This is a genomic window from Streptomyces sp. NPDC001270 (assembly GCF_042896695.1).
In the GTDB taxonomy this organism is placed as follows: Bacteria; Actinomycetota; Actinomycetes; order Streptomycetales; family Streptomycetaceae; genus Streptomyces.
Genome location: NZ_JBIAXM010000021.1, coordinates 70715 through 91851 on the forward strand (window position 1 = coordinate 70715; position 21137 = coordinate 91851).

Sequence of the window (21137 nt, forward strand, 5' to 3'; positions counted from 1 at the left end):
AGTGCAGGAAGTGCGGTCCGCTCGGGTAGCGACGGAAAGACCTGGTGCCGCATACGATGACCCGCATGGGTGACGTACTGGCCGGATTTCATGCCACCTGGGAGTTCGACTCCGACTCCGTGCTCATCCGTTACGAACGGGGGATTCGAACGCCCAAGCTGTTCCAGGTGCTCGGCGAACGGCGGGTCCCCGTGTCCGCGCTCGCGGGGGTGACGCTCTCCCCGGGCCGGCGCGGCTCGCTCGTGCTGAGCGCCCGGCCCCGGCCCGGCGCCGACCCGCTCGTGGAGGCGGCGGCCGGACAGCTCAAGGAGCACAGCGACCCGTACCGGCTGGTGGTGCCCGCGGAGCGGGCCCGGCTCGCCGAGGAGTACGCAGGTGACCTGCGCGCGCGGCTCACCGAGACCGGCCCGGCCGAACACCATCTGGTGGACGCGCCCGAGGCTCCCCGGCACTTCAAGGCGTACGACGGGAAGGCGACCTTCGACGGGACGTCGGTGCACTTCCGCTGGTCCCGGACGGGCGCGTCCTCAGCGAAGTGGAAGGCCGGCGACCAGAGCTTCCGGATCGCCGATCTCGGCGGCGTCGAGTGGCACTCGCCCGAGGCGTTCGAGGGGCACCTGCGGCTGCTGCGCCGCTCCCCCGCCGCCGCCGGGTCCGCCCGGCCCGACCAGGATCCTGCGACGGTCGTCTTCGGCCACGGCTACGGGCCCGTCCACGAGTCGCTGCCCTTCGCCGCGGCGGTGCTGGCCGCGGTGCGGGCGCGCGGCCCGGTGGCGGCGGTGCCCGCGGCCGTGCCCTCGGCCCCGTCGCGCCGCCGTGATCCCGCCGACATCGCCGAGCGGATCAGGCACCTGGGGGAACTGCACCTGGCCGGGCTCGTGACGGACGAGGAGTTCTCCCTGAAGAAGGCCGAGCTGCTGGCGGAGCTGTAGTCGCCGGGGTCAGCCGCGGGCCCGCGACCGCTCGAAGTCCCGCCCGGCCTCCGCGTAGAAGCTGATCTTGTGGTCGAGCACGGCCAGGGTGTCCTGGAGTTCGGCGATGCGGGAGAGCACGTCGCGGCGGGTGGCCTCCAGCAGTTCGTGGCGTTCCAGGTAGGTGTGGTCGCCCGCGCGCACCAGTTCCGCGTACCGGACCATGTCCGCCACCGGCATGCCGGTCAGCCGCAGCTTGGTGACGAGGTCGAGCCAGTCCAGGTCACGATTGGTGTAGCGGCGCTGCCCGGTGTGCGAACGGTCGATGTGGGACATCAGGCCGATCCGCTCGTACCAGCGCAGGGTGTGGGCGGTCAGACCGGTGAAGGCGACGACCTCGCTGATCGTGTAGCTGTCCTTGCCGTCGGGGCGCGGGTGCCGCTGGGGCGGGGCGGAGCAGATGTCGGTGCGGGTACGGGCTTGCTCGGTGGCCGCTGGCGTGGTCTGCATCACCGTCATGCTCCCCACGCTATGACGTTCGAGCACACTCGAAGCAAGCGGGCCGGGTAAGAAATCGACGGGACGTACAGGACGCGCGGTGACTAGCGTTCCGTACATGAGTCTCGTACGCCGTGCAACACCCGAGGACGCACAGGAAGTGCTGCGCCTGCGCCAGATCATGATCGACTCGATGTTCGGGGCCGACCGGTCCACGGCCTGGCACGGGGAGTCCCTGCCGACCCTGCGGACCCGGCTCGCCGAGGCCGACGGCGAGTTCGCCGCGTTCGTCGTGGACCACCCCGAGCAGCGGCGGACGCTGGCCGCGCTGGTGGCCGGCACGATCGAGTACCGGATCGGCCGGACCCGCAATCCGCACGGCACCGTCGGCTTCGTCTTCAGCGTCGCCACCGACCCCGGCACCCGCCGCCGCGGGTACGCGCGCGCGTGCATGGGCGAACTGCTGGAGTGGTTCCGCGCGCACGGCGTCGCCCAGGTCCAGCTCACCTCCTCCGCCGAGGCCCGCCCGCTCTACGACTCCCTGGGCTTCCGTCCCAAGCCGGACCCTCTGCTGGAACTGAAACTGTGACGCCCTAGGCTCGGCCGCATGGCGTTGGAGAGTCTTGCGTTGATCGACAGCTGGCCCGTGCCGGCCGCCGCGGCGGGCGTCGTACGGGCCGACGGTACGGTGCTCGGGACCCGGGGTCCGGTCGGCCGGCGCTTCCCGCTGGCCTCGGTCACCAAGCCGCTCGCGGCGTACGCGGCGCTCGTCGCGTACGAGGAGGGGGCGATCGAACTCGACGAACCGGCGGGGCCGCCCGGCTCGACCGTCCGTCATCTGCTCGCCCACACCTCAGGGCTGGCCTTCGACGAGCACCGGGTGACCGCCCCGCCCGGGGAGCGGCGGCTGTACTCCAACGCCGGCTTCGAGCAGCTCGGCGACCACATCGCCGAGGCCGCCGACATCCCGTTCGCCGAATATCTGCGGCAGGCCGTGCTGGAGCCGCTGGGCATGGCGGACACGTCGCTCGCCGGCTCGCCCGCGAAGGACGGGGTGTCGACGGTGGCGGACCTGCTGCGGTTCGCGGCGGAGGTGCAGGCGCCCCGGCTGCTCGATCCGCGTACGGTCGCGGAGGCGATGACCGTGCAGTACCCGGGCACCAAGGGCGTCCTGCCGGGATACGGGCACCAGAACCCGAACGACTGGGGGCTGGGCTTCGAGATCCGGGCCGCCAAGGCGCCGCACTGGACGGGCGGTTCGTCCTCCCCGCGCACCTTCGGGCACTTCGGGCAGTCCGGTACGTTCCTGTGGATCGACCCGGACGCGGGCGCGGCGGGCGTCGCCCTGACCGACCGGGCGTTCGGCCCCTGGGCCGTCGAGGCGTGGCCGGTGTTCACGGACGCGGTGCTCGCGGAGCTGCGCGGCTGAGGCCCGCGGCGGCCGGGCGGGGACCTCGCTACGGCCCCATCTCCCACAGCAGCAGCTCCGCCGCGGTCTCCCCGACCGCCTCCAGGTCCCGGGCGTCGGTGATCCGCGCCGAGTCCCCCGGGCCCAGCAACTCCCCGGCCAGCCGCAGTTCGCCGCGCGCCACGTGCGCGTACACGCGGGCGGCGTCCGGTACGGCCGTCCGCTCCCCGGGCCGCAACCGCCGTACGTGCAGCATCGCGCGGGCCTCGGGGAGGGCGTACGGGGTGGAGTCGGCGATGCCCCGGACGATCTCGTAGCCGGGGGTGCCGCCGGGGTTCAGCGGGGCCAGCCACATCTGCACGAAGGTCAGCGGCACCGGGCCGTCGTTGCGCTCGACATGACGGACACCGGCAGCCGAGCTGAGGCGCTGCACGTCACCCGGGGCCACCACGGTCTGTCGGCCCGTCGAGTCACGGTGAGTCAGTTCGCCCTCGACGACCCAGGTGACGATCTCGGTGTGGCTGTGCGGATGCTCGTCGAACCCGGCGCCGGGGGCGAGCCGTTCCTCGTTGCAGGCGATGACGGCGCCGAAGCGGAGGTTGTCGGGGTCGTAGTGCGGCCCGAAGGAAAAGGCGTGCCGGGAGACGATCCCGGCCTCCGGCTCCCCTCCCGGATACCGCTCACCGGCCCGCCTGACGTCCATCACACCCACCACGGTAGCCCCGCGAACCCCCTGCCGAAACGCACCCGACAGCACCCCCGACAGGGGCCCCAGGGGCGCGGGGAACCGTGCACCCGCCCCCACCCACCCGCACCCGACCACACCCGCTGAACCGCGCCAGGGGCACGGGGGACGGCACAAAACACCCCCATCCACCTACACCAGACCACACACCCAAAAACCCCAAATCAGCTCCCCAAGGAATTCCGCAAATACCCCTACTCCGGGCGAACACCCCACCCCCTGCCACCCGCTCCCCCGAATGAGGCAGTCTTGTCCCGTGCCCGAACCCGAATCCCACAAGCCCGAGACCACGCCCGGCGTCCACCCGCACTCCGCGACCCTGCGGCGGCTGGAGAAGTCGTCCGGCTCCCTCGCCGCCCAGGCCATCGCGCGCATGGACGAGACACTGCCGTGGTACCGGGCCATGCCCCCGGAGAACCGTTCCTGGATCGGGCTCGTGGCCCAGGCCGGCATCGCCGCGTTCACCGAGTGGTTCCGGCACCCGGACGCCCCGCAGGCCATCTCGACCGACGTCTTCGGCACCGCGCCGCGCGAACTGACCCGGGCCATCACCCTGCGCCAGACCGTCGAGATGGTGCGCACCACCATCGAGGTGATGGAGTCGGCCATCGAAGAGGTGGCCGCACCCGGCGACGAGAACGTGCTGCGCGAGGCACTGCTCGTCTACGCCCGCGAGATCGCCTTCGCCACCGCCCAGGTGTACGCCCAGGCCGCCGAGGCACGCGGCGCCTGGGACGCGCGGCTCGAATCCCTGGTGGTCAACGCGGTGCTCAGCGGGGAGGCCGACGAGGGCGCCGTCAGCCGCGCCGCCGCGCTCGGCTGGAACTCGCCCGACCATGTGTGTGTCGTCCTCGGGACCGCGCCCGACGGGGACAGCGAGCTGACTGTCGAAGCCATCCGGCGGGCCGCCCGGCACGCCAAGCTCCAGGTGCTCACCGGGGTGCTCGGGGACCGGCTGGTCGTCGTGGCCGGCGGCAGCGACAACCCGTTGGCCGTCGCCAAGTCGCTGATCGGGCCGTTCGCCGCGGGACCCGTCGTGGCGGGCCCGGTGGTGTCCGATCTGCAGGCCGCGACCCGGTCGGCACAGGCCGCCGCCGCGGGACTGAAGGCGTGTTCCGCCTGGCAGGACGCGCCGCGGCCGGTACTGGCGGACGATTTGCTTCCGGAACGCGCCATCGCCGGTGACCCGGGCGCCCGTGAGCAACTGGTGGAGGAGATCTACAGACCTCTGGAAGAGGCGGGTTCGGCCCTGCTGGAGACCTTGAGTGTGTACCTGGAACAGGCAAGCAGTCTGGAGGGGGCCGCCCGGATGCTGTTCGTTCACCCGAACACCGTGCGCTACCGGCTCCGACGTGTGACTGACGTCACCGGATGGTCACCATCCGATGTACGATCCGCGTTCACGCTGCGGATCGCGCTGATCCTGGGGCGCCTGGCCGTCGGAGATACCCAGCTCTAGCCTTTTGTGAGAGACCCACAAAACCCCCTCGTGTTCTTCGTCCCTGTCCTCACGGGCGGCTCCGGCCGTCCCCAAGAGAGAGTGTGAGAGTGCTCGTACTCGTCGCTCCCGGCCAGGGCGCCCAGACGCCCGGCTTCCTGACTCCCTGGCTCGACCTCCCCGGTGCCGCGGACCGCGTCGCCGCGTGGTCCGACGCCATCGGCCTGGACCTGCTCCGCTACGGGACCCAGGCCGACGCGGACGCCATCCGCGACACCGCGGTGGCCCAGCCGCTGCTGGTCGCCGCGGGGATCCTGTCTGCCACGGCACTGGGTGACAGCTCGCCCGGCGCCGTCGCCGGGCACAGCGTCGGCGAGATCACGGCTGCGGTGTTCGCCGGCGTGCTGAGCGAGGACGCCGCGCTGAGCCTGGTGCGCACCCGCGGCCTGGCGATGGCGGAGGCCGCGACGGTCACCGAGACGGGCATGGCGGCGCTGCTCGGGGGCGACCCCGAGGTGTCCGTCGCACATCTGGAGAAGCTGGGCCTGACCCCGGCGAACATCAACGGAGCCGGCCAGATCGTCGCCGCCGGCACGCTGGCACAACTGGCCGCGCTGGGCGAGGACAAGCCCGAGGGCGTCCGCAAGGTCGTCCCGCTGAAGGTGGCCGGTGCCTTCCACACCCACCACATGGCCCCCGCGGTGGAGACGCTGGCGAAGGCCGCCGCAGATCTCACGCCCGCCGACCCGAAGGTCGCCTACGTCTCCAACAAGGACGGCAGGGCCGTCGTCTCCGGTGCCGAGGTACTGGACCGGCTGGTCGGCCAGGTCGCCAACCCGGTCCGCTGGGACCTGTGCATGGAGACGTTCAAGGAACTGGGCGTCACCGCGCTGCTGGAGGTGTGCCCGGGCGGCACGCTGACCGGCCTGGCCAAGCGCGCCCTGCCCGGTGTCAGGACACTGGCCCTGAAGACCCCCGACGATCTCGACGCGGCCCGGGAGCTGATCTCCGAGCACGCGCGCGCCTAAGGAGCCGTACCGATCATGTCGAAGATCAAGCCCAGCAAGGGCGCCCCGTACGCGCGCATCCTCGGTGTCGGCGGCTACCGGCCGACCCGGGTCGTGCCCAACGAGGTGATCCTGGAGCGGATCGACTCCTCCGACGAGTGGATCCGTTCGCGCTCCGGCATCGAGACCCGGCACTGGGCGGGCCCCGAGGAGACCGTCGCCGCGATGTCGATCGAGGCCGCCGGCAAGGCGATCGCGGACGCGGGCATCTCCAGCGAGCAGGTCGGCGCGGTCGTGGTGTCGACCGTCTCGCACTTCAGCCAGACCCCGGCCGTCGCCACCGAGATCGCCGACAAGCTCGGCACCGACAAGGCCGCCGCCTTCGACATCTCGGCGGGCTGCGCCGGCTTCGGTTACGGCCTCACCCTGGCCAAGGGCATGGTCGTCGAAGGCTCGGCCGAGTACGTGCTGGTCATCGGCGTCGAGCGGCTCTCCGACCTGACCGACCTGGAGGACCGGGCGACGGCCTTCCTGTTCGGCGACGGCGCGGGCGCCGTCGTGGTCGGGCCCGCCCAGGAGCCCGCGATCGGCCCGACCGTGTGGGGCTCGGAGGGCGACAAGTCCGAGACGATCAAGCAGACCGTGCCCTGGGACCGCTTTCGGCTCGGCGACGTCTCCGAACTCCCCCTCGACAGCGAGGGCAACGTCAAGTTCCCCGCGATCACCCAGGAAGGCCAGGCGGTGTTCCGCTGGGCCGTGTTCGAGATGGCGAAGGTCGCGCAGCAGGCGCTGGACGCGGCCGGGATCAGCGCGGACGACCTGGACGTCTTCATCCCGCACCAGGCCAATGTGCGGATCATCGACTCGATGGTGAAGACCCTCAAACTGCCGGAGCACGTCACGGTCGCCCGGGACATCCGCACCACCGGCAACACTTCGGCCGCCTCGATTCCGCTCGCGATGGAGCGGCTCCTGGCGACCGGCGAGGCGAAGAGCGGCGACACCGCGCTCGTCATCGGATTCGGGGCGGGTCTCGTCTACGCCGCCACGGTCGTTACCCTCCCCTAGGCACTCCGTGCCGGATCATGGATCCGACACGGCAGCAGCACCCCCCGCCGCCGATGCGGCGGGCGGGACCAACCGTCTGGATTATCGAAGAAGGAGCGCCTGACATGGCCGCCACTCAGGAAGAGATCGTCGCCGGTCTCGCCGACATCGTGAACGAGATCGCCGGCATCCCGGTTGAGGACGTCCAGCTGGACAAGTCCTTCACCGACGACCTGGACGTCGACTCGCTGTCCATGGTCGAGGTCGTCGTCGCCGCCGAGGAGCGCTTCGACGTCAAGATCCCCGACGAGGACGTCAAGAACCTCAAGACCGTCGGCGACGCGACCGACTACATCCTCAAGCACCAGGGCTGAGTCCCCCTCAGACCCGAGGCTGCACTGCCCCGCCACCCGGCGGTGGCGCCGCTGAATCCCGTATCCGTTGGAGAAAGAATTCCCGTGAGCTCGACCAATCGCACCGTGGTCGTCACCGGTATCGGCGCAACCACACCGCTGGGTGGCGACGTAGCCTCTACCTGGAAGGCCCTGACCGCCGGAGTGTCCGGTGTCAGCCTTCTGGAACAGGACTGGGCCGCCGACCTGCCGGTCCGTATCGCCGCGCAGATCGCTGTCGAACCGGGCGAGATCATCCCGCGCCCGCAGGCCCGCAAGCTGGACCGGTCCGCGCAGTTCGCGCTGATCGCCGCCCAGGAAGCCTGGAAGGACGCCGGTTTCACCGCGAAGGCCGGTGAGGACGCGTCCGTGAACCCCGACCGGCTGGGTGCGGTCATCGCCTCCGGAATCGGCGGTGTGACGACCCTCCTCGACCAGTACGACGTGCTCCGGGAGAAGGGCGTACGCCGGGTCTCCCCGCACACCGTGCCGATGCTGATGCCCAACTCCCCCGCGGCCAACGTCGGGATCGAGCTGGGTGCCCGCGCCGGGGTGCACACTCCGGTCTCGGCCTGTGCGTCGGGCGCCGAGGCCATCGGTTACGCCATCGAGATGATCCGTACCGGCCGCGCCGACGTCGTCGTCGCGGGTGGCACGGAGGCGGCCATCCATCCGCTGCCCATCGCCGCGTTCGGCAACATGATGGCGATGTCCAAGAACAACGACGACCCACAGGGCGCCTCGCGTCCCTACGACGCCGGCCGGAACGGCTTCGTCCTGGGCGAGGGCGCCGGTGTGGTCGTCCTGGAGTCCGAGGAGCACGCGAAGGCCCGCGGCGCCCGGATCTACGTCGAGGCGGTCGGCCAGGGCATCTCCGCCGACAGCCACCACATCACGCAGCCCGAGCCGTCCGGCAACGGCATCGCGCAGGCGCTGCGGAACCTGCTCGACAACACCGACCTGAAGCCGGCCGAGATCGCGCACGTCAACGCGCACGCCACGTCGACCCCGCAGGGCGACGTCGCCGAGACCAAGGCGCTGCGGAAGGTGTTCGGCGACGACGTCGACCACATGGCGATCTCCGCGACCAAGTCGATGACCGGGCACCTGCTCGGCGGCGCCGGCGGCATCGAGACCGTCGCCTCGGTGCTCGCCCTGGTCCACCGGATCGCCCCGCCGACCCTGAACCTCGACAACCCCGACCCCGAGGTCGACGCGGATGTGGTCGGCGGCGAGGCCCGGGAACTGCCCGGGGGCCGCATCGCCGTGCTGAACGACTCGTTCGGCTTCGGCGGCCACAACGTGGTGCTGGCGTTCCGGACGCTCTGAGCGCGACAGGACAGGCTGACAGGACAAGTTGAACGGCCCGGTCTCCGTGGTGGAGACCGGGCCGTCGGCTGTCCTGGGGGTGGTGGGCCGTCGGGGTGGTCGGCCGGCGGGGGCGGCGGCGTTTGTGCGGCGGGGAGACAGACCTCCGCCCGGTCCGGTCGTCCGCCGGGGGAAGGCAGTCGTCCACCGGGACCGGACGTCCGCCGGGGCGGCCCTGGCGGGGGCTCAGGTGGTCCGGCCGCGCGGGCGTCTGTCGGAGGGGCCGATGGCGCCGGTCCTGCGGCGGGTACGGGCCGGGGGGACGCGCGGGCCCGGTGCGGGTCCCCGGTGCGGTCTCCCGTGACCCTGAGGGGCGTCAGACCACCTGGTGGAGCCAGCGCACCGGGGCGCCCTCGCCCGCGTAGCGGAAGGGCTCCAGTTCGTCGTCCCAGGGCTTGCCCAGGAGCTTGGCGATCTCCGCCTGGAGATCCGTCTCGCCGCGCTGGGACCGCGTCAGCGCCGCGCGCAGCCGGTCCTCGGGGATCAGGATGTCGCCGTGGATGCCGGTGACGGCGTGGTAGATGCCGAGGTCGGGGGTGCAGCTGTAGCGCTCGCCCTCGGCGGTGGGGCAGGGCTCCGCGGTGACCTCGAAACGCAGCAGGTGCCAGCCGCGCAGCGCGGAGGCCAGCTTGGACGCCGTGCCCGGCTCGCCCTGCCAGGAGAACTCCGAACGCCAGGTGCCGGGCGCCGCGGGCTGCCGGATCCAGTCGAGGCTGACGCGGGTGCCGAGCACCCCGGCGACGGCCCACTCGACGTGCGGGCACAGCGCGCGCGGCGCGGAGTGCACGTACAGGACTCCACGTGTCGTCACCGGGACCTCCGGGCTGAGCGGGACATATGCGGTCTGGCTTGGCGGCTGTGGCGCGACGGCCGCGTTGATGGCGAGGCTACCGTGCGGCGGGGGGCGGAGTGTGACGTACCGTCCGTCCCGCCGCCAGGAAACGCCGCCATTCACCCAGGGGGACGCTTGTGCGGGTGTGAGACGTTGCATGCCGCCCGACGGGAACCCTCCCGCGTTGTTATGGGTTGGAGAGCACGACGGCACGACGGACCACGACCGCGCGACAAGGGGATGGAACAGGGCATGCGATACCGACGCCGGCACTCACGAGCCCTCCTCGCCGTCGTGCTGACGGCGGTCCTGGGCGCCGCGGGGTGCGGCGGGTCGGGCGACAAGTCCCCCGCGCCGGGCGGCACCAAGGCGCGCACGGTCCCGGTGTGGAACCGCAGCCCGGCCTCGGTCGCCGCCGTCGGCGACTCCATCACCCGCGGCTTCGACGCCTGCACGGTGCTGTCGGACTGCCCCGAGGTGTCCTGGGCGACGGGCACCAGCACCGACCTGGACAGCCTCGCGGTCCGGCTGCTGGGGCGGACCGAGGCGGCCGAGAGCAGTTGGAACTACGCGGTGACCGGCGCCCGGATGCGTGACCTCGCCGACCAGATGAAGCAGGCGGCGACCCATGCACCCGAACTGGTGACGGTGATGATCGGCGCGAACGACGCCTGCCGGGCCACGACCTCCGCGATGACCTCGGTGACCCGGTTCCGCGCCGGGTTCGAGGAGGCGATGGCGACGCTGCGCAAGGCGCTGCCGAAGACCCAGGTGTACGTGGCGAGCGTGCCGAACCTGAAACGGCTGTGGTCGCAGGGCCGTACCAACCCGCTCGGCAAGCAGGTGTGGAAGCTCGGCATCTGCCCGTCGATGCTGGGCGACGCGGACGACCTGGACACGGCGGCCACGGTGCGCCGGGACACGGTGCAGCAGCGGGTCGAGGACTACAACAAGGTGCTGGCGGAGGTGTGCGCCAAGGACCGGCGGTGCCGTTTCGACGGGGGCGCCGTCTTCGACTACGACTTCACCACCGAGCAGCTCAGCCACTGGGACTGGTTCCACCCGAGCACGGACGGCCAGCAGCGGCTCGCGGCGATCGCCTACCGAACCGTCACCTCGCGCACCCCGTGACCTAGTGTTTCCCACATGAGCGAACTTTTCGGCACACTTCCCGACGGCACCCGGGTCCACCGCTGGACGCTGGAGCGCGCGGGAGTGCGGGTGCGGATCCTGACGTACGGCGGGATCGTGCAGTCCGTCGAGGTTCCGGACCGGGACGGGCGGACGGCCAACGTCGTGCTGGGCTTCGCCGGCCTCGACGGCTATGTCACCCATCCGGAGCCGTACCTCGGCGCCGTCATCGGCCGGTACGCCAACCGCATCGCGGGCGCCCGCTTCCCGCTGGACGGTGCCGTCTACGCGCTGGAGCCGAACAACGGCCCCAACTCGCTGCACGGCGGGGAGCGCGGCTTCGACAAGCGCGTGTGGGACGCGGAGCCGGTCGAGCACGGTGTGCGCCTGACCCGGGTCAGCCCGCACGGCGAGGAGGGCTTCCCGGGGCGGGTCGACGTCGCCGTGACGTACGCGCTGGGCGCGTCCGGTGCGCTGCGTATCGGGTACGAGGCGGTGACCGACGCGCCGACCCTGGTCAACCTGACCAACCACAGCTACTTCAACCTGGGCGGCGGCGGCAACGCGGGCGGCCAGGAACTGCGGCTCGCCGCCTCCCGGTACACCCCGGTCGGCGCGGACCTGATCCCGACCGGGGAACTGGCGGACGTGACGGGCACCCGGTTCGACTTCCGCACGGCGCGCAAGACCGGCGCCGGCTACGACCACAACCTCGTCCTCGACAAGGGCGTCACGGACACCGCGGTCGAGGTGGGCGAGTTGCACGACCCGGCGAGCGGACGGGTGCTGACGGTGGCGACGACCGAGCCGGGCGTGCAGTTGTACACCGCCGACCAACTGGGTGATCCGTTCGCGCCGGGCGACGGCGTCGCGCTGGAGACCCAGCACTTCCCGGACTCCCCGAACCGCCCGGACTTCCCGGACACACGGCTGCGGCCGGGCCGGACCTACCGGTCGGAGACGGTGTACGGCTTCGGGGTCCGGGACCAGGGCTGACGCCCGACGCACCCCGGTCCAGGCGTCAGGTCCCGGACCGGGGCTGGTCATGGGGTTCTCGTCCCGGCTCAGACGTTAATCGTGGTGGTGACGCGCCGGCCGGTGATCGACCGCCCGGCGGCAACCTCGTACGAACCCTTCACACACACCCACGACTTCGCCTTGTCGTCCGGTCCGGGCGCCGGGCAGGGGCCGTGCGTCCGCGGTGTGCGCGGTGGCCGGGTCCCGCGGTCGTCCGGGTCCCTTTCAGGGGCGTTGTCCCATGGCGCGGGCCCTTCCCGCACCGTCATACTTCCGCCGTCCCGTACCAAGCGCCCCACAGCGACGGAAGGCTCGAACCCCGTGAATTCCCTACGCGCTCGCATCGGTGCCCTCGGACTGACCCTGCTCGCCGGGCTCGCCACGACCGCCTCGGCACAGACCGCCGCCGCCGGCACCGCCCTCGCGCCGACGGTGGAGGAGCAGCGGCTCGACCGGGCCGTGCCCCAGGAGATCCTGCGGCGCTCCGGTTTCGACACGGTGGCGCCGGAGTTCGCCCGCACGCTGGGCCGTGCGCACTCCTCTGCGCAGGCCCGTGCCGTCGTCGTGCGCGAGGGGGCCGCGCTGTGGCGGCGGGCCGTCGACCGGGCGCAGGGGCGCGGGCCCGCGGGCGGCGACCTCAGCCGGGACGACGACCGGCCGCTGTACTGGGCCCGGCTCGGGATGACCCGGGAAGTACGGACGTACGAGCCCGCCTTCGCCCTGACCGACTCCCAACGGGCTGCCCTGCTCGGTGAGTTGGAGCGCACCTCGCGTGGGCAGACCGACCTCCGGTATCCGGGCGGCAAGGGGCTCAAGCGGATCCTGGTGACCGGTTTCGACCCCTTCACCCTGGACCGGGACATCCGCATCTCCAACCCGTCCGGCGCCGGCGCGCTCGCCCTCGACGGCACGGTGATCGAGACGGCGGCGGGGCCCGCGTGGGTGGAGACGGCCGTGTTCCCGGTGCGCTGGCAGAACTTCGCGGAAGGGACGGTGGAGCGGGCCCTGCGGCCGTACCTGCCGACGGTGGACCTGTTCACGACGGTGAGCCAGGGCCGGGTCGGGCGCTTCGACGTGGAGCGCACCAACGGCGCCTGGCGGGGCGGTTTCCCCGACAACGACAACGCGTCGGTGACCGGCACCGTCCCGGTGTCCGACCCGGCGAGCCAGCCGCAGTGGACGACGACGACCCTGCCGTACGCGGCCGTCGTCGCCGCGGACACCGGCCGCTTCCCGGTGTACGACAACACGACGGTCACCGAGATCCCGGCGGGCGGCACCGCTCCCGTCGTCCGGCAGGACGGCCCGACCCCCGGGTCGACGGCGCGGGCCGGGGGCGGCGGCGACTACCTGTCCAACGAGATCGCCTACCGGGTGACCCTGCTGCGCGACCGGCTGGGCCTGCACGACACGCTGCCGGGCGGCCATGTGCACACGCCGGTGCTGGAGTTCGGCGCCGGGAACACCGACCCGGCGGGCGGCACGGTCACCGACCCGGAGTTCGCGCGCAACCGGCTGGACATCATCCGTCAGGTGCGCGCGATCGTGACGGTGGCGGCGGACGCGGCGCTCACGAAGTGATCCGGTCGGACCGGGTCCCGTCGGCCGGCCCGGATCCGGCCGTGTCGGGCACCTCGTGCACCTCGTGCACGCGGTCGGGTTCGGTGTCCTCCCCCATGTCCTGAGTGGTCTCCTCGCCCCGCAGGTCCCGGGCGAGCAGGGTCGCGCCGACGACCGCGCCCGGCATCAGGAACACCGCGACGAGCGGCACCAGGAAGGCCAGGCCCAGGGGGGTGCCGAAGCCCCAGACCAGGGACTTGCGGGAGCGCAGCAGGGCGAGGCGTTCGCGCAGCACGAGGCCGCGGCGCTGGAAGGCGATGGCGGTCAGCTCCTCGGCGAGGAAGAACCCGGTGACGAAGAAGCCGATCACCGGGACGACGGTCTGGCCGACGAACGGGAGGAAGCCGAGGGCAAAGAGGAGGACGCCCCAGACGGCGGCCCGGACCAGGATGCGGAGGCTGTCGCGGGCCGAGACCCACAGGTCGCGCCAGAGGGGCAGGCCGGACTCGGGGGCGGTGCCGTCGGGCGACACGTCCCGGTCCACCGCCTCGGAAAGGCTCTCGTAGAAGGGCTGGCCGATCAGGAGGGTGACCGCGGTGAAGGTCAGCACGGCCAGGAGCAGCGCGAGCGCGAAGAGGACGGCGGTGAGGAGGCCGCGGAACAGGCCCTGCCACGGGCTCGACCAGTCGTCGGCGAAGGGGGTCGACCAGGCGATGAGGTCCCCGCCCCAGACCGCGAGCGCGACCAGCGCCGCCGCGTAGAGGACGAGGGTGATCAGGCCGGGCAGCAGCCCGAACCCGAACTGCCTGCCGTGCCGGACCACCCACCGCTGGCCCTTGAGGAGATAACCGAAACCCACCCCGAGTTCACGCATGCCCGAACCCTACCGACCCACACCCCGAGCAGGCGCCCCCGAAAGAGGCGCGGGGAACTGGGGGTCCCCCCTGTTCGAGCGAAGCCGAGAACTTGGGGGAGCACTCAGCCACCACCCACCCCGCACCCAAAAAACCAAAGCCACCCTCCCCCACCCAACACCGGCGAGGGCAAGCGCCCCGAAAGGGGCGCGGGGAACTGCGCGCTCAACCCCCACCCACCCCGCACCCGAACGGCAACCCGGCCCAGCCCACAGAACGAAACCCGAAGGCTCCCGCCCGAAGGGCACGGTCAGAACGTGTCCGACCGCACGATCCGCCCCAGCAGATCCCGCAGCGTCCGCCGCTCGTCGTCGGACAGGCACGCCAGCGGTTCACGGGCGAAGCGCAGACCGTCGCGCAGGTCCTGGGCGACCCGGCGGCCCTCGTCGGTGGCCGCCGCGAGCTTCACCCGGCGGTCGGTCGGATCGGGCCGGCGCTCGGCGAGTCCGCGGGCCTCCAGACGGTCCACGATCCCGGTCACGTTCGACGGCTCGCACTTCAGCCGCTGCGCCAGCTTCCGCATCGGCAGCGGCTCGACCGACAGCAGGCTCAGCAGCCGCGCCTGCGCTCCGGTCAGGGCGTGCTCGCTCGCCGCCTCGTCGTAGTCCGCGTAGAAGCGGGCCACGACGTCCCCGACGAGGTCGACGACCTCCAGGGTCAGGGCGTCCGGACGGCGGGCCTTCGATGGGGTGGACATGGGACCCAGGATACCCGGTTACTTGACATGATGAAATATTCAGGCCCATCGTTATTTCAATCACTGAAGTAAATGGAGCGCTGTCATGATCAATCGTGAGTGGCACCTGGTCAGCCGTCCCGTCGGCTGGCCGAAGCCCGAGGACTTCGCCCTCGTCGAGACGGAGGTGCCGACACCGGGCGAGGGCCAGGTGCTGGTACGGAACGAATACCTCTCCGTCGACCCGTACATGCGTGGCCGGATGAGCGCCGCCAAGTCGTACGCCGAGCCGTACCGTCTGGGCAAGGCCATGCTGGGCGGCGCGGTCGGCGAGGTCGTCGCCTCCCACGCCGACGGGATCGCGGTCGGCGACCACGTGCTGCACTACCTCGGCTGGCGTGAGTACGCCGCCGTGGACGCGGCCACCGTCGTCAAGGTCGACCCGGCGGCCGCACCCCTGTCCGCCTACCTCGGCGTCCTCGGCATGACCGGCCTCACCGCCTACGCCGGACTGCTGCGCACCGCCTCCTTCCAGGAGGGCGACGCCGTGTTCGTCTCCGGCGCGGCCGGCGCCGTGGGCAGCCAGGTGGGTCAGATCGCCCGGCTCAAGGGCGCCTCGCGGGTCATCGGGTCGGCGGGCTCCGACGAGAAGGTCAAGCTGCTGGTCGACGAGTACGGCTTCGACGCGGCCTTCAACTACAAGAGCGGCCCGGTCCGCGAACAGCTGCGCGCCGCCGCCCCGGACGGCATCGACGTCTACTTCGACAACGTCGGCGGCGAGCACCTGGAAGCGGCCATCGGCGCGCTCAACCTGCACGGCCGGATCGCGATCTGCGGGATGATCTCCGGCTACAACGCCACCGAGCCGGCGCCCGGCCCGCGGAACCTGGTCCGGCTCATCCAGACCCGCGGCCGGATCGAGGGCTTCCTGGTCGGCGACCACGGCGACCTCCAGCCGCAGTTCGTCCAGGAGGTCGGCCCCTGGGTCGCCTCGGGGCGGTTGAAGTACCGGGAGACCGTCGTCGAGGGCATCGGGAACACCCTGGAGGCGTTCCTCGGCGTCCTGCGGGGCGACAACACCGGGAAGATGATCGTCAAGCTCTGACGCGAGGGCGGCGGCAGGGCGCCGCCCCAGGGTCTTCCGTCAGGTTTCCGTAATACGGTAACTTCTTTCCGAAACCGTCGGCGATCGTGGGCGCGAGTCCCGGCGGACCGAGGAGGAGGACGACCCCCATGCCCATCCAGCAGTCCGACGTCCTGTACACCGCCGTCGCCACCGCCGAGAACGGTCGCGACGGCCGGGTCGCCACCGACGACGGCAGGCTCGACGTCGTCGTGAACCCGCCCGAGGAGATGGGCGGCAGCGGCGCCGGCACCAACCCGGAGCAGTTGTTCGCCGCCGCCTACAGCGCCTGCTTCCAGGGCGCCCTCGGCCTCGTCGCCCGCAAGGAGGGGGTCGACGTCACCGGCTCGACGGTCACCGCGAAGGTCGGCATCGGCAAGAACGCGGACGGGTTCGGGATCCTCGTCGAGATCTCGGCGGACATTCCGGACGTCGACGGTGACACCGCGCGCGGCCTGGTCGAGAAGGCGCACCAGGTCTGCCCGTACTCGAAGGCGACCCGCGGCGATGTCTCGGTGACGCTTGCCTGACGCCGTCGTTGCGTATCCCGGAGGCCGCACCCTTGGACGTGGGGTGCGGCCTCCGGCCGTCGCGGACGCCCGTCGGGGCCGAGCGCTCCGCCGGACAGGCCCGTCGGGCCCGGCGCTCCGCCGGGTGCGCCGGTCAGAGCGCCAGCGCCGCCGTGTGCACCGCCCTGGCCAGCCGGTCGTTCTCCGGCGCCGCCCCGCCCGGGAAGGCGCACCGGCGCCGGGTGTAGCCGTAGGCGAGCGAGCTGCGCGGGTCCGCGAACGCCTGGCAGCCGCCCGCACCGCTGTGCCCGATCGCCCCGGCGCCCAGGAACGGGTGCCAGGTGTCGGCGGTCGCCTGGAAGCCGAGACCGTACGCCTTGTGGCCCCGGGCCACCACGTCGTAGCCGACGGAGTGGAACTGCCCGAACTCCGCGACCGTGTCCGGCTTCAGCAGCGGTGCCTGCCCGCCGACCTCACTGATCAGCGCCGCGTACAGCCCCGCGAGACCGCGTGCCGAGGCGACCCCGCCGACCGACGCCGGGCCCTTCGCCCGGATCAGCCGGTGGTTCGGGAGGGTCGCCAGGTCGGTGGGCTCCGCGCCGTGCCGGTTGAACGCGACGGCCTGCAAGGTGTGCGGCGGGCTGAGCAGCGCGTCCAGCAGCTCCCGCTGCTCCGGGGTGGGCAGCATCGGCTGCGCCGGGCGGAAGCGGGGCTCCAGGGCGGCGGGCAGTCCGAGGTGGAAGTCCAGGCCGTGGGGGGCGCGGACCCGTTCCTCGTACAGTCCTTGGACGGTCCGGCCGGTGGCCCGCCGTACCACCTCGCCGGTCAGCGCGCCGATGACCAGGGCGTGGTACCCGAAGGCCGTGCCGGGCCGCCAGAACGGCCGCTGGTCGGCGAGCCGTTCGGCGATCACCCGGTCGTCGGCCAGCTCCGCCAGCGTGAACCCGGTGTCCGTGCCGACCAGGCCGGCCCGGTGCGCCAGCAGCTCGCGCAGGGTCAGCGCGCCCTTGCTCTCGGCGGCGAACTCCGGCCAGTAGTAGGTGACCTTGCGGTCCAGCTCCAGGGTGCCGTCCTGCACGAGCAGCGCCACCACCAGGTGCGCGGCGCCCTTCGTGGACGAGTACACGCCGTACAGGGAGTCCCCGTCGGCGTCCGGGCCCGCCCACAGGTCGACGACCCGCCGTCCGTGCGCATACGCGCACAGCTGCCCCTCGTAGTCAGGGCGTTCCGCGGCGGCCACCGCGGCGAACTCCTCACGCACCGCCTCGTAGCCGTCCGCGACCGTGCCGTGGACGGTGGTCTGCTGCGTCATCCGTTCTCCTCGACTGAGCTGCCGCGCACCGCTGCCACGGCGAACAGTGCCCTTGTCAGCTGGGCGAATTCCCCCTTCGGGTGGTCCCGGAAGAGGGGTGCGGTGCCGAACGGCACGGCGCGCGGGCCGCTCACCACCGAGGACGGTCCCGCCGCCGCGGCCGGCCCGCCGGTGCCGTCGCGCCGGGGCCGCCAGTGCCGCCAGTGCCCGGAGACCAGCGGGTTCCGGGCCGCGTACGACCGTTCCGCCCGCGCCGGGGCGGCCGGGGCGGCCGGGGCGGCCGACGTGGCCAGGACGCAGGCGCCGGTCAGCATGCGTCTCGGGGGAACGGCTCTCGCGGTGGGGCGCACGCGTACCTCCTCTGGGGGTCCTGAGATCGGTACGGCGAGATGTACCTTGTTGGACTCAACAGCAACAAGGGGGTGTCGGTGTCTCCGATGCCCCGGATGGCCGATCCGGGACCGCCCGCACGGGGCATGCCGGGACCGGGCCCGCGGGGCCGGGGACACCGGCTGCGGCGCGCTCGGCAGCGGCGGGAGGTACGGGGCCACCGCACTCAACGCCCTTGACGCGTGGCCCGGTTGGGGCAGGTGATGTACCCGGGACCGGCTCGCCGCGCGGGACGGACTCCGATCGGGCCCGGTGGTGGACGGGGCTTGACGGTGCTGGACCGCGTGGCGCTCGGGGGCGGCCCCTGCGGGGCGTCGGGCGCTCGGTCCGGGAGGGGTGCCGTGGGCAGCGGTGGGCCGAATGAGTCGGCTGGGTCAGGTGCACCACCACAGGAATCGGGTGCAGGACTCGGTCGGCGACGGGCTCGGGGGCGGGTCGGAGGTGGTCGGGTCGTCGCTCGGGCTCGGCGCCTGGCCGCTCGTCGTCGGCGGCGCGGGCGCCGAGGAGGTCGGATCCGTGCCCGCGCTCGACGACCCGTCCGACGCCGTGCCGCTCGGGGACTCGGACCCCTTGTCCTCGTCCTTCGCGGACCTCGACGCCGACGGGGGCGCCGAGGCGTCCGGCGAGGCCGAGGCGTCCACGCCCGCGGGACGCGCGGTGCTCCCGGGCCGGCCCGACTCGTCCGGGGTCCCGGACGAGGGGCTGCCGTCCGTCGCCTCGTCCCCCGCCGACGTGGGCCGCGGAGCGTGGAACGGGGCGTCCGTGCCGAGCTCGGCGAGGCTCAGGCCGCCCGCCGCCAGCACGAAGCCGGCGGTGACCAGCAGGATCCGCCGACGGCGCCTGCGGTGTGCCGCCGCCTTGCGGTCGCGCCGGCTCGTGTCCGCCCCAGCCGGTTCCCCGGCGTCCGCACCCCGCGCGCGGCCCCGGCCGCGCGTCGGCCCACGGCGCCGCGCCGCCCGCCCGCGCCCAGCGCCGTCGTCGTCACCGTCACCGTCATCGCTTTCATGGACCTCGTCGGCCTCATGGACCTCGTGGACCCCGTCGGCGGTGCCGTCCGGGTCACGTCGGCCGCCGTACTCCCGGCCGTCGTACCCCTGGTCGCCGTGCCCTTGATCGCCGGGCCCCTGATCGCCGGGCCCCTGGTCCCCGTGTCCCCGCTCGTCGTACCTCTGATCCTCGTACCCACGGCCGTCATGGGCGCCACCGTCGGCGTGGCCGGCGCGCGCGGGTGCGTCCGTCTCGCGTGTGTACGCGCGTAGCTCCGCGGCCGATGTACCGCACCCCGGGCAGGCGAGGGCGCCGTTGAGGTGCCGTCGGCACGGGTGGCAGTAGTCCATGACGCCGGACACTAGGTTCCGCACAGGTCACGTTCCTAGGTGAATCTGTGAACATTCTGTGGGGGAATGAAAGAAAAGTCGACGGACCTGCACCCGGATGGTCACGAAGCCACCGTTCTTTCATCCGGGTTGAGTCGGCCGGACGGGCCGGACGCGCTGAGCAGCCCGGCCGTCCCCGCGGGCTCGCCCGTCGTGGAGGTTCCTGCGGATGCCCCACGGGACACCGAGAACGCCGCCGGAGGACGTGCCGAAACCGTTACCTGTGCGCCCCATTGACACCCCTGCCGCCCCGTCCCTACTGTCACGCCAACATTTCGAACGTGTGCCGAAATCTCGAACAACCGAGGGGCAACTGCCGTGCGCATCACCGGAATCAGCACGCACGTGGTCGGGACGCCGTGGCGCAACCTGACCTACGTCCAGGTGCACACCGACGAAGGGATCACGGGAGTCGGCGAGACCCGGATGCTCGGTCACACCGACGCGCTGATCGGCTATCTGCGCGAGGCGGAGGCCAACCACGTCCTCGGCTCGGACCCGTTCGCCGTCGAGGACCTCGTGCGCCGCATGAAGTACGGCGACTACGGCCGGGCCGGTGAGATCGTCATGTCCGGGATCGCGGTGGTCGAGACGGCCTGCTGGGACATCAAGGGCAAGGCGCTCGGCGTCCCCGTCTGGCAGTTGCTCGGCGGGAAGGTGACCGACCGGGTCAAGGCGTACGCCAACGGCTGGTACACCACCGAGCGCACACCGGAGGCGTACCACAAGGCCGCGCGGGAGGTCGTCGCACGCGGCTACCGGGCCCTGAAGATCGACCCGTTCGGCACCGGCCACTTCGAACTCGACCACGAGCAGACCCTCTGCTCCGTCGCCCTCATCGAGGCCGTGCGCGACGCCATCGGCCCGGCGGCCGAGCTGATGGTGGAGATGCACGGCCGCTTCTCCCCCGCCACCGCGGTCCGCCTCGCCAGGGAGCTGGCACCGTTCGAGCCCGCCTGGCTGGAGGAACCGGTGCCGCCGGAGAACCTGAAGGCGCTGCGGAAGGTGGCCGAGAAGGTGGACCTGCCGGTGGCCACCGGCGAACGGATCCACGACCGGATCGAGTTCCGCGAGCTGTTCGAGAGCCAGGCCGCCGACATCGTCCAGCCGGACGTCGGCCACCTCGGCGGCATCTGGGAGACCCGCAAGCTCGCGGCGACCGCCGAGGCCCACTACGTCCTCGTCGCCCCGCACAACGTGGGCGGCCCGGTGCTGACCGCAGCGAGCCTCCAAGTCGGCTTCACCACACCGAACTTCAAGATCCTGGAGCACTTCAACGATTTCGCCGACGCGGAGATCAAGAAGGTGGTCAAGGGCGCGCCCGAGGTCGTCGACGGCTACTTCCGGCTGTCCGACGCTCCCGGCCTCGGAGTGGAACTCGACGTCGACGCGGCGGCCGGGTTCCCGCAGCAGCAGGCCCGGTTCGACCTGTGGGCCGAGGGCTGGGAGCAGCGCAGGCCGAAGGGCACGAAGTGAACGCGCA

21 protein-coding genes and 1 pseudogene are annotated in these 21137 nt (G+C 72.3%); 14 read left to right on the forward strand and 8 right to left on the reverse strand.

The genetic code is table 11. From position 1 onward, the window contains the following. The first annotated feature begins 65 nt into the window (after window positions 1-65). On the forward strand, window positions 66-932 hold the full coding sequence (locus tag ACFY2B_RS30425) for a DUF4429 domain-containing protein (protein ID WP_390766277.1): 867 nt from the start codon (window positions 66-68) through the stop codon (window positions 930-932). 9 nt (window positions 933-941) lie between these two features. Here ACFY2B_RS30425 and ACFY2B_RS30430 read toward each other — a convergent pair whose 3' ends face one another. Then, on the reverse strand, window positions 942-1430 hold the full coding sequence (locus tag ACFY2B_RS30430; protein ID WP_390766278.1) for a MerR family transcriptional regulator: 489 nt from the start codon (window positions 1428-1430) through the stop codon (window positions 942-944). A gap of 97 nt (window positions 1431-1527) precedes the next feature. Here ACFY2B_RS30430 and ACFY2B_RS30435 point away from each other — a divergent pair, with 97 nt between their 5' ends. Together ACFY2B_RS30435 and ACFY2B_RS30440 are read left to right on the forward strand one after the other, a co-directional pair. Beyond that, window positions 1528-1998, forward strand: a complete 471-nt coding sequence (locus ACFY2B_RS30435) for a GNAT family N-acetyltransferase (RefSeq protein ID WP_390766279.1) — start codon at window positions 1528-1530, stop codon at window positions 1996-1998. Window positions 1999-2016: 18 nt separating this feature from the next. Then, window positions 2017-2838 (forward strand): serine hydrolase domain-containing protein, encoded by an 822-nt coding sequence (locus ACFY2B_RS30440; RefSeq protein WP_390766280.1) that lies wholly within the window; start codon window positions 2017-2019, stop codon window positions 2836-2838. A gap of 28 nt (window positions 2839-2866) precedes the next feature. Here the strand turns inward: ACFY2B_RS30440 and ACFY2B_RS30445 are convergent, their stop codons facing one another. After that, window positions 2867-3520 carry a pirin family protein gene (locus tag ACFY2B_RS30445; RefSeq protein WP_390766350.1) on the reverse strand — a complete coding sequence of 218 codons (654 nt, stop codon included), beginning with the start codon at window positions 3518-3520 and terminating at the stop codon, window positions 2867-2869. A 298-nt stretch (window positions 3521-3818) separates the two neighbouring features. Here ACFY2B_RS30445 and ACFY2B_RS30450 point away from each other — a divergent pair, with 298 nt between their 5' ends. The 5 genes from ACFY2B_RS30450 to fabF all read left to right on the forward strand — a co-directional run bounded on the left by ACFY2B_RS30450 (window position 3819) and on the right by fabF (window position 8775). Further along, a complete protein-coding gene (locus ACFY2B_RS30450) occupies window positions 3819-5021 on the forward strand; it encodes a PucR family transcriptional regulator (RefSeq protein ID WP_390766281.1) in 1203 nt (400 codons plus the stop codon). A gap of 89 nt (window positions 5022-5110) precedes the next feature. Further along, entirely contained in the window at window positions 5111-6028 is a 918-nt protein-coding gene (locus ACFY2B_RS30455) for an ACP S-malonyltransferase (RefSeq protein ID WP_390766282.1), read from the forward strand. Window positions 6029-6043: 15 nt separating this feature from the next. Then, entirely contained in the window at window positions 6044-7075 is a 1032-nt protein-coding gene (locus ACFY2B_RS30460; RefSeq protein ID WP_390766283.1) for a ketoacyl-ACP synthase III, read from the forward strand. Between the two features lie 104 nt (window positions 7076-7179). After that, a complete protein-coding gene (locus tag ACFY2B_RS30465; protein ID WP_004001566.1) occupies window positions 7180-7428 on the forward strand; it encodes an acyl carrier protein in 249 nt (82 codons plus the stop codon). A gap of 84 nt (window positions 7429-7512) precedes the next feature. After that, entirely contained in the window at window positions 7513-8775 is a 1263-nt protein-coding gene (gene fabF, locus ACFY2B_RS30470) for a beta-ketoacyl-ACP synthase II (protein WP_390766284.1), read from the forward strand. A gap of 355 nt (window positions 8776-9130) precedes the next feature. Here the strand turns inward: fabF and ACFY2B_RS30475 are convergent, their stop codons facing one another. Next, on the reverse strand, window positions 9131-9625 hold the full coding sequence (locus tag ACFY2B_RS30475) for a DUF3145 domain-containing protein (protein WP_390766285.1): 495 nt from the start codon (window positions 9623-9625) through the stop codon (window positions 9131-9133). Between the two features lie 273 nt (window positions 9626-9898). On the opposite strand from ACFY2B_RS30475, the gene ACFY2B_RS30480 reads away from it, so the two are divergent. The 3 genes from ACFY2B_RS30480 to ACFY2B_RS30490 all read left to right on the forward strand — a co-directional run bounded on the left by ACFY2B_RS30480 (window position 9899) and on the right by ACFY2B_RS30490 (window position 13375). Continuing rightward, window positions 9899-10777, forward strand: a complete 879-nt coding sequence (locus ACFY2B_RS30480) for an SGNH/GDSL hydrolase family protein (RefSeq protein ID WP_390766286.1) — start codon at window positions 9899-9901, stop codon at window positions 10775-10777. Window positions 10778-10792: 15 nt separating this feature from the next. Further along, window positions 10793-11773 carry an aldose epimerase family protein gene (locus tag ACFY2B_RS30485; protein ID WP_390766287.1) on the forward strand — a complete coding sequence of 327 codons (981 nt, stop codon included), beginning with the start codon at window positions 10793-10795 and terminating at the stop codon, window positions 11771-11773. Between the two features lie 342 nt (window positions 11774-12115). After that, window positions 12116-13375 (forward strand): pyroglutamyl peptidase, encoded by a 1260-nt coding sequence (locus ACFY2B_RS30490; RefSeq protein ID WP_390766288.1) that lies wholly within the window; start codon window positions 12116-12118, stop codon window positions 13373-13375. Here ACFY2B_RS30490 and ACFY2B_RS30495 read toward each other — a convergent pair. Beyond that, a complete protein-coding gene (locus tag ACFY2B_RS30495) occupies window positions 13365-14228 on the reverse strand; it encodes an EI24 domain-containing protein (protein ID WP_390766289.1) in 864 nt (287 codons plus the stop codon). The genes ACFY2B_RS30490 and ACFY2B_RS30495 overlap by 11 nt on opposite strands. 290 nt (window positions 14229-14518) lie before the next feature. Then, a complete protein-coding gene (locus ACFY2B_RS30500) occupies window positions 14519-14965 on the reverse strand; it encodes a MarR family winged helix-turn-helix transcriptional regulator (RefSeq protein ID WP_376531635.1) in 447 nt (148 codons plus the stop codon). An 85-nt stretch (window positions 14966-15050) separates the two neighbouring features. Between ACFY2B_RS30500 and ACFY2B_RS30505 the strand changes: the two genes are divergently transcribed. Together ACFY2B_RS30505 and ACFY2B_RS30510 are read left to right on the forward strand one after the other, a co-directional pair. Then, window positions 15051-16049 (forward strand): NADP-dependent oxidoreductase, encoded by a 999-nt coding sequence (locus ACFY2B_RS30505; protein WP_390766290.1) that lies wholly within the window; start codon window positions 15051-15053, stop codon window positions 16047-16049. Between the two features lie 128 nt (window positions 16050-16177). Next, window positions 16178-16597 (forward strand): organic hydroperoxide resistance protein, encoded by a 420-nt coding sequence (locus ACFY2B_RS30510; RefSeq protein WP_390766291.1) that lies wholly within the window; start codon window positions 16178-16180, stop codon window positions 16595-16597. A gap of 133 nt (window positions 16598-16730) precedes the next feature. Here the strand turns inward: ACFY2B_RS30510 and ACFY2B_RS30515 are convergent, their stop codons facing one another. The 3 genes and pseudogenes from ACFY2B_RS30515 to ACFY2B_RS30525 all read right to left on the reverse strand — a co-directional run bounded on the left by ACFY2B_RS30515 (window position 16731) and on the right by ACFY2B_RS30525 (window position 19639). Continuing rightward, window positions 16731-17888, reverse strand: a complete 1158-nt coding sequence (locus tag ACFY2B_RS30515; RefSeq protein ID WP_390766292.1) for a serine hydrolase domain-containing protein — start codon at window positions 17886-17888, stop codon at window positions 16731-16733. Then, window positions 17885-18139 (reverse strand): annotated as a pseudogene (locus ACFY2B_RS30520) (hypothetical protein); the annotation flags it as partial. The pseudogene ACFY2B_RS30520 and the gene ACFY2B_RS30515, both read right to left, overlap by 4 nt. Before the next feature lie 513 nt (window positions 18140-18652). After that, on the reverse strand, window positions 18653-19639 hold the full coding sequence (locus tag ACFY2B_RS30525) for a hypothetical protein (RefSeq protein WP_390766293.1): 987 nt from the start codon (window positions 19637-19639) through the stop codon (window positions 18653-18655). A 333-nt stretch (window positions 19640-19972) separates the two neighbouring features. Between ACFY2B_RS30525 and ACFY2B_RS30530 the strand changes: the two genes are divergently transcribed. Further along, window positions 19973-21130, forward strand: coding sequence for a mandelate racemase/muconate lactonizing enzyme family protein (locus tag ACFY2B_RS30530; protein WP_390766294.1), 1158 nt, complete (start codon window positions 19973-19975; stop codon window positions 21128-21130). Window positions 21131-21137: the final 7 nt, after the last annotated feature.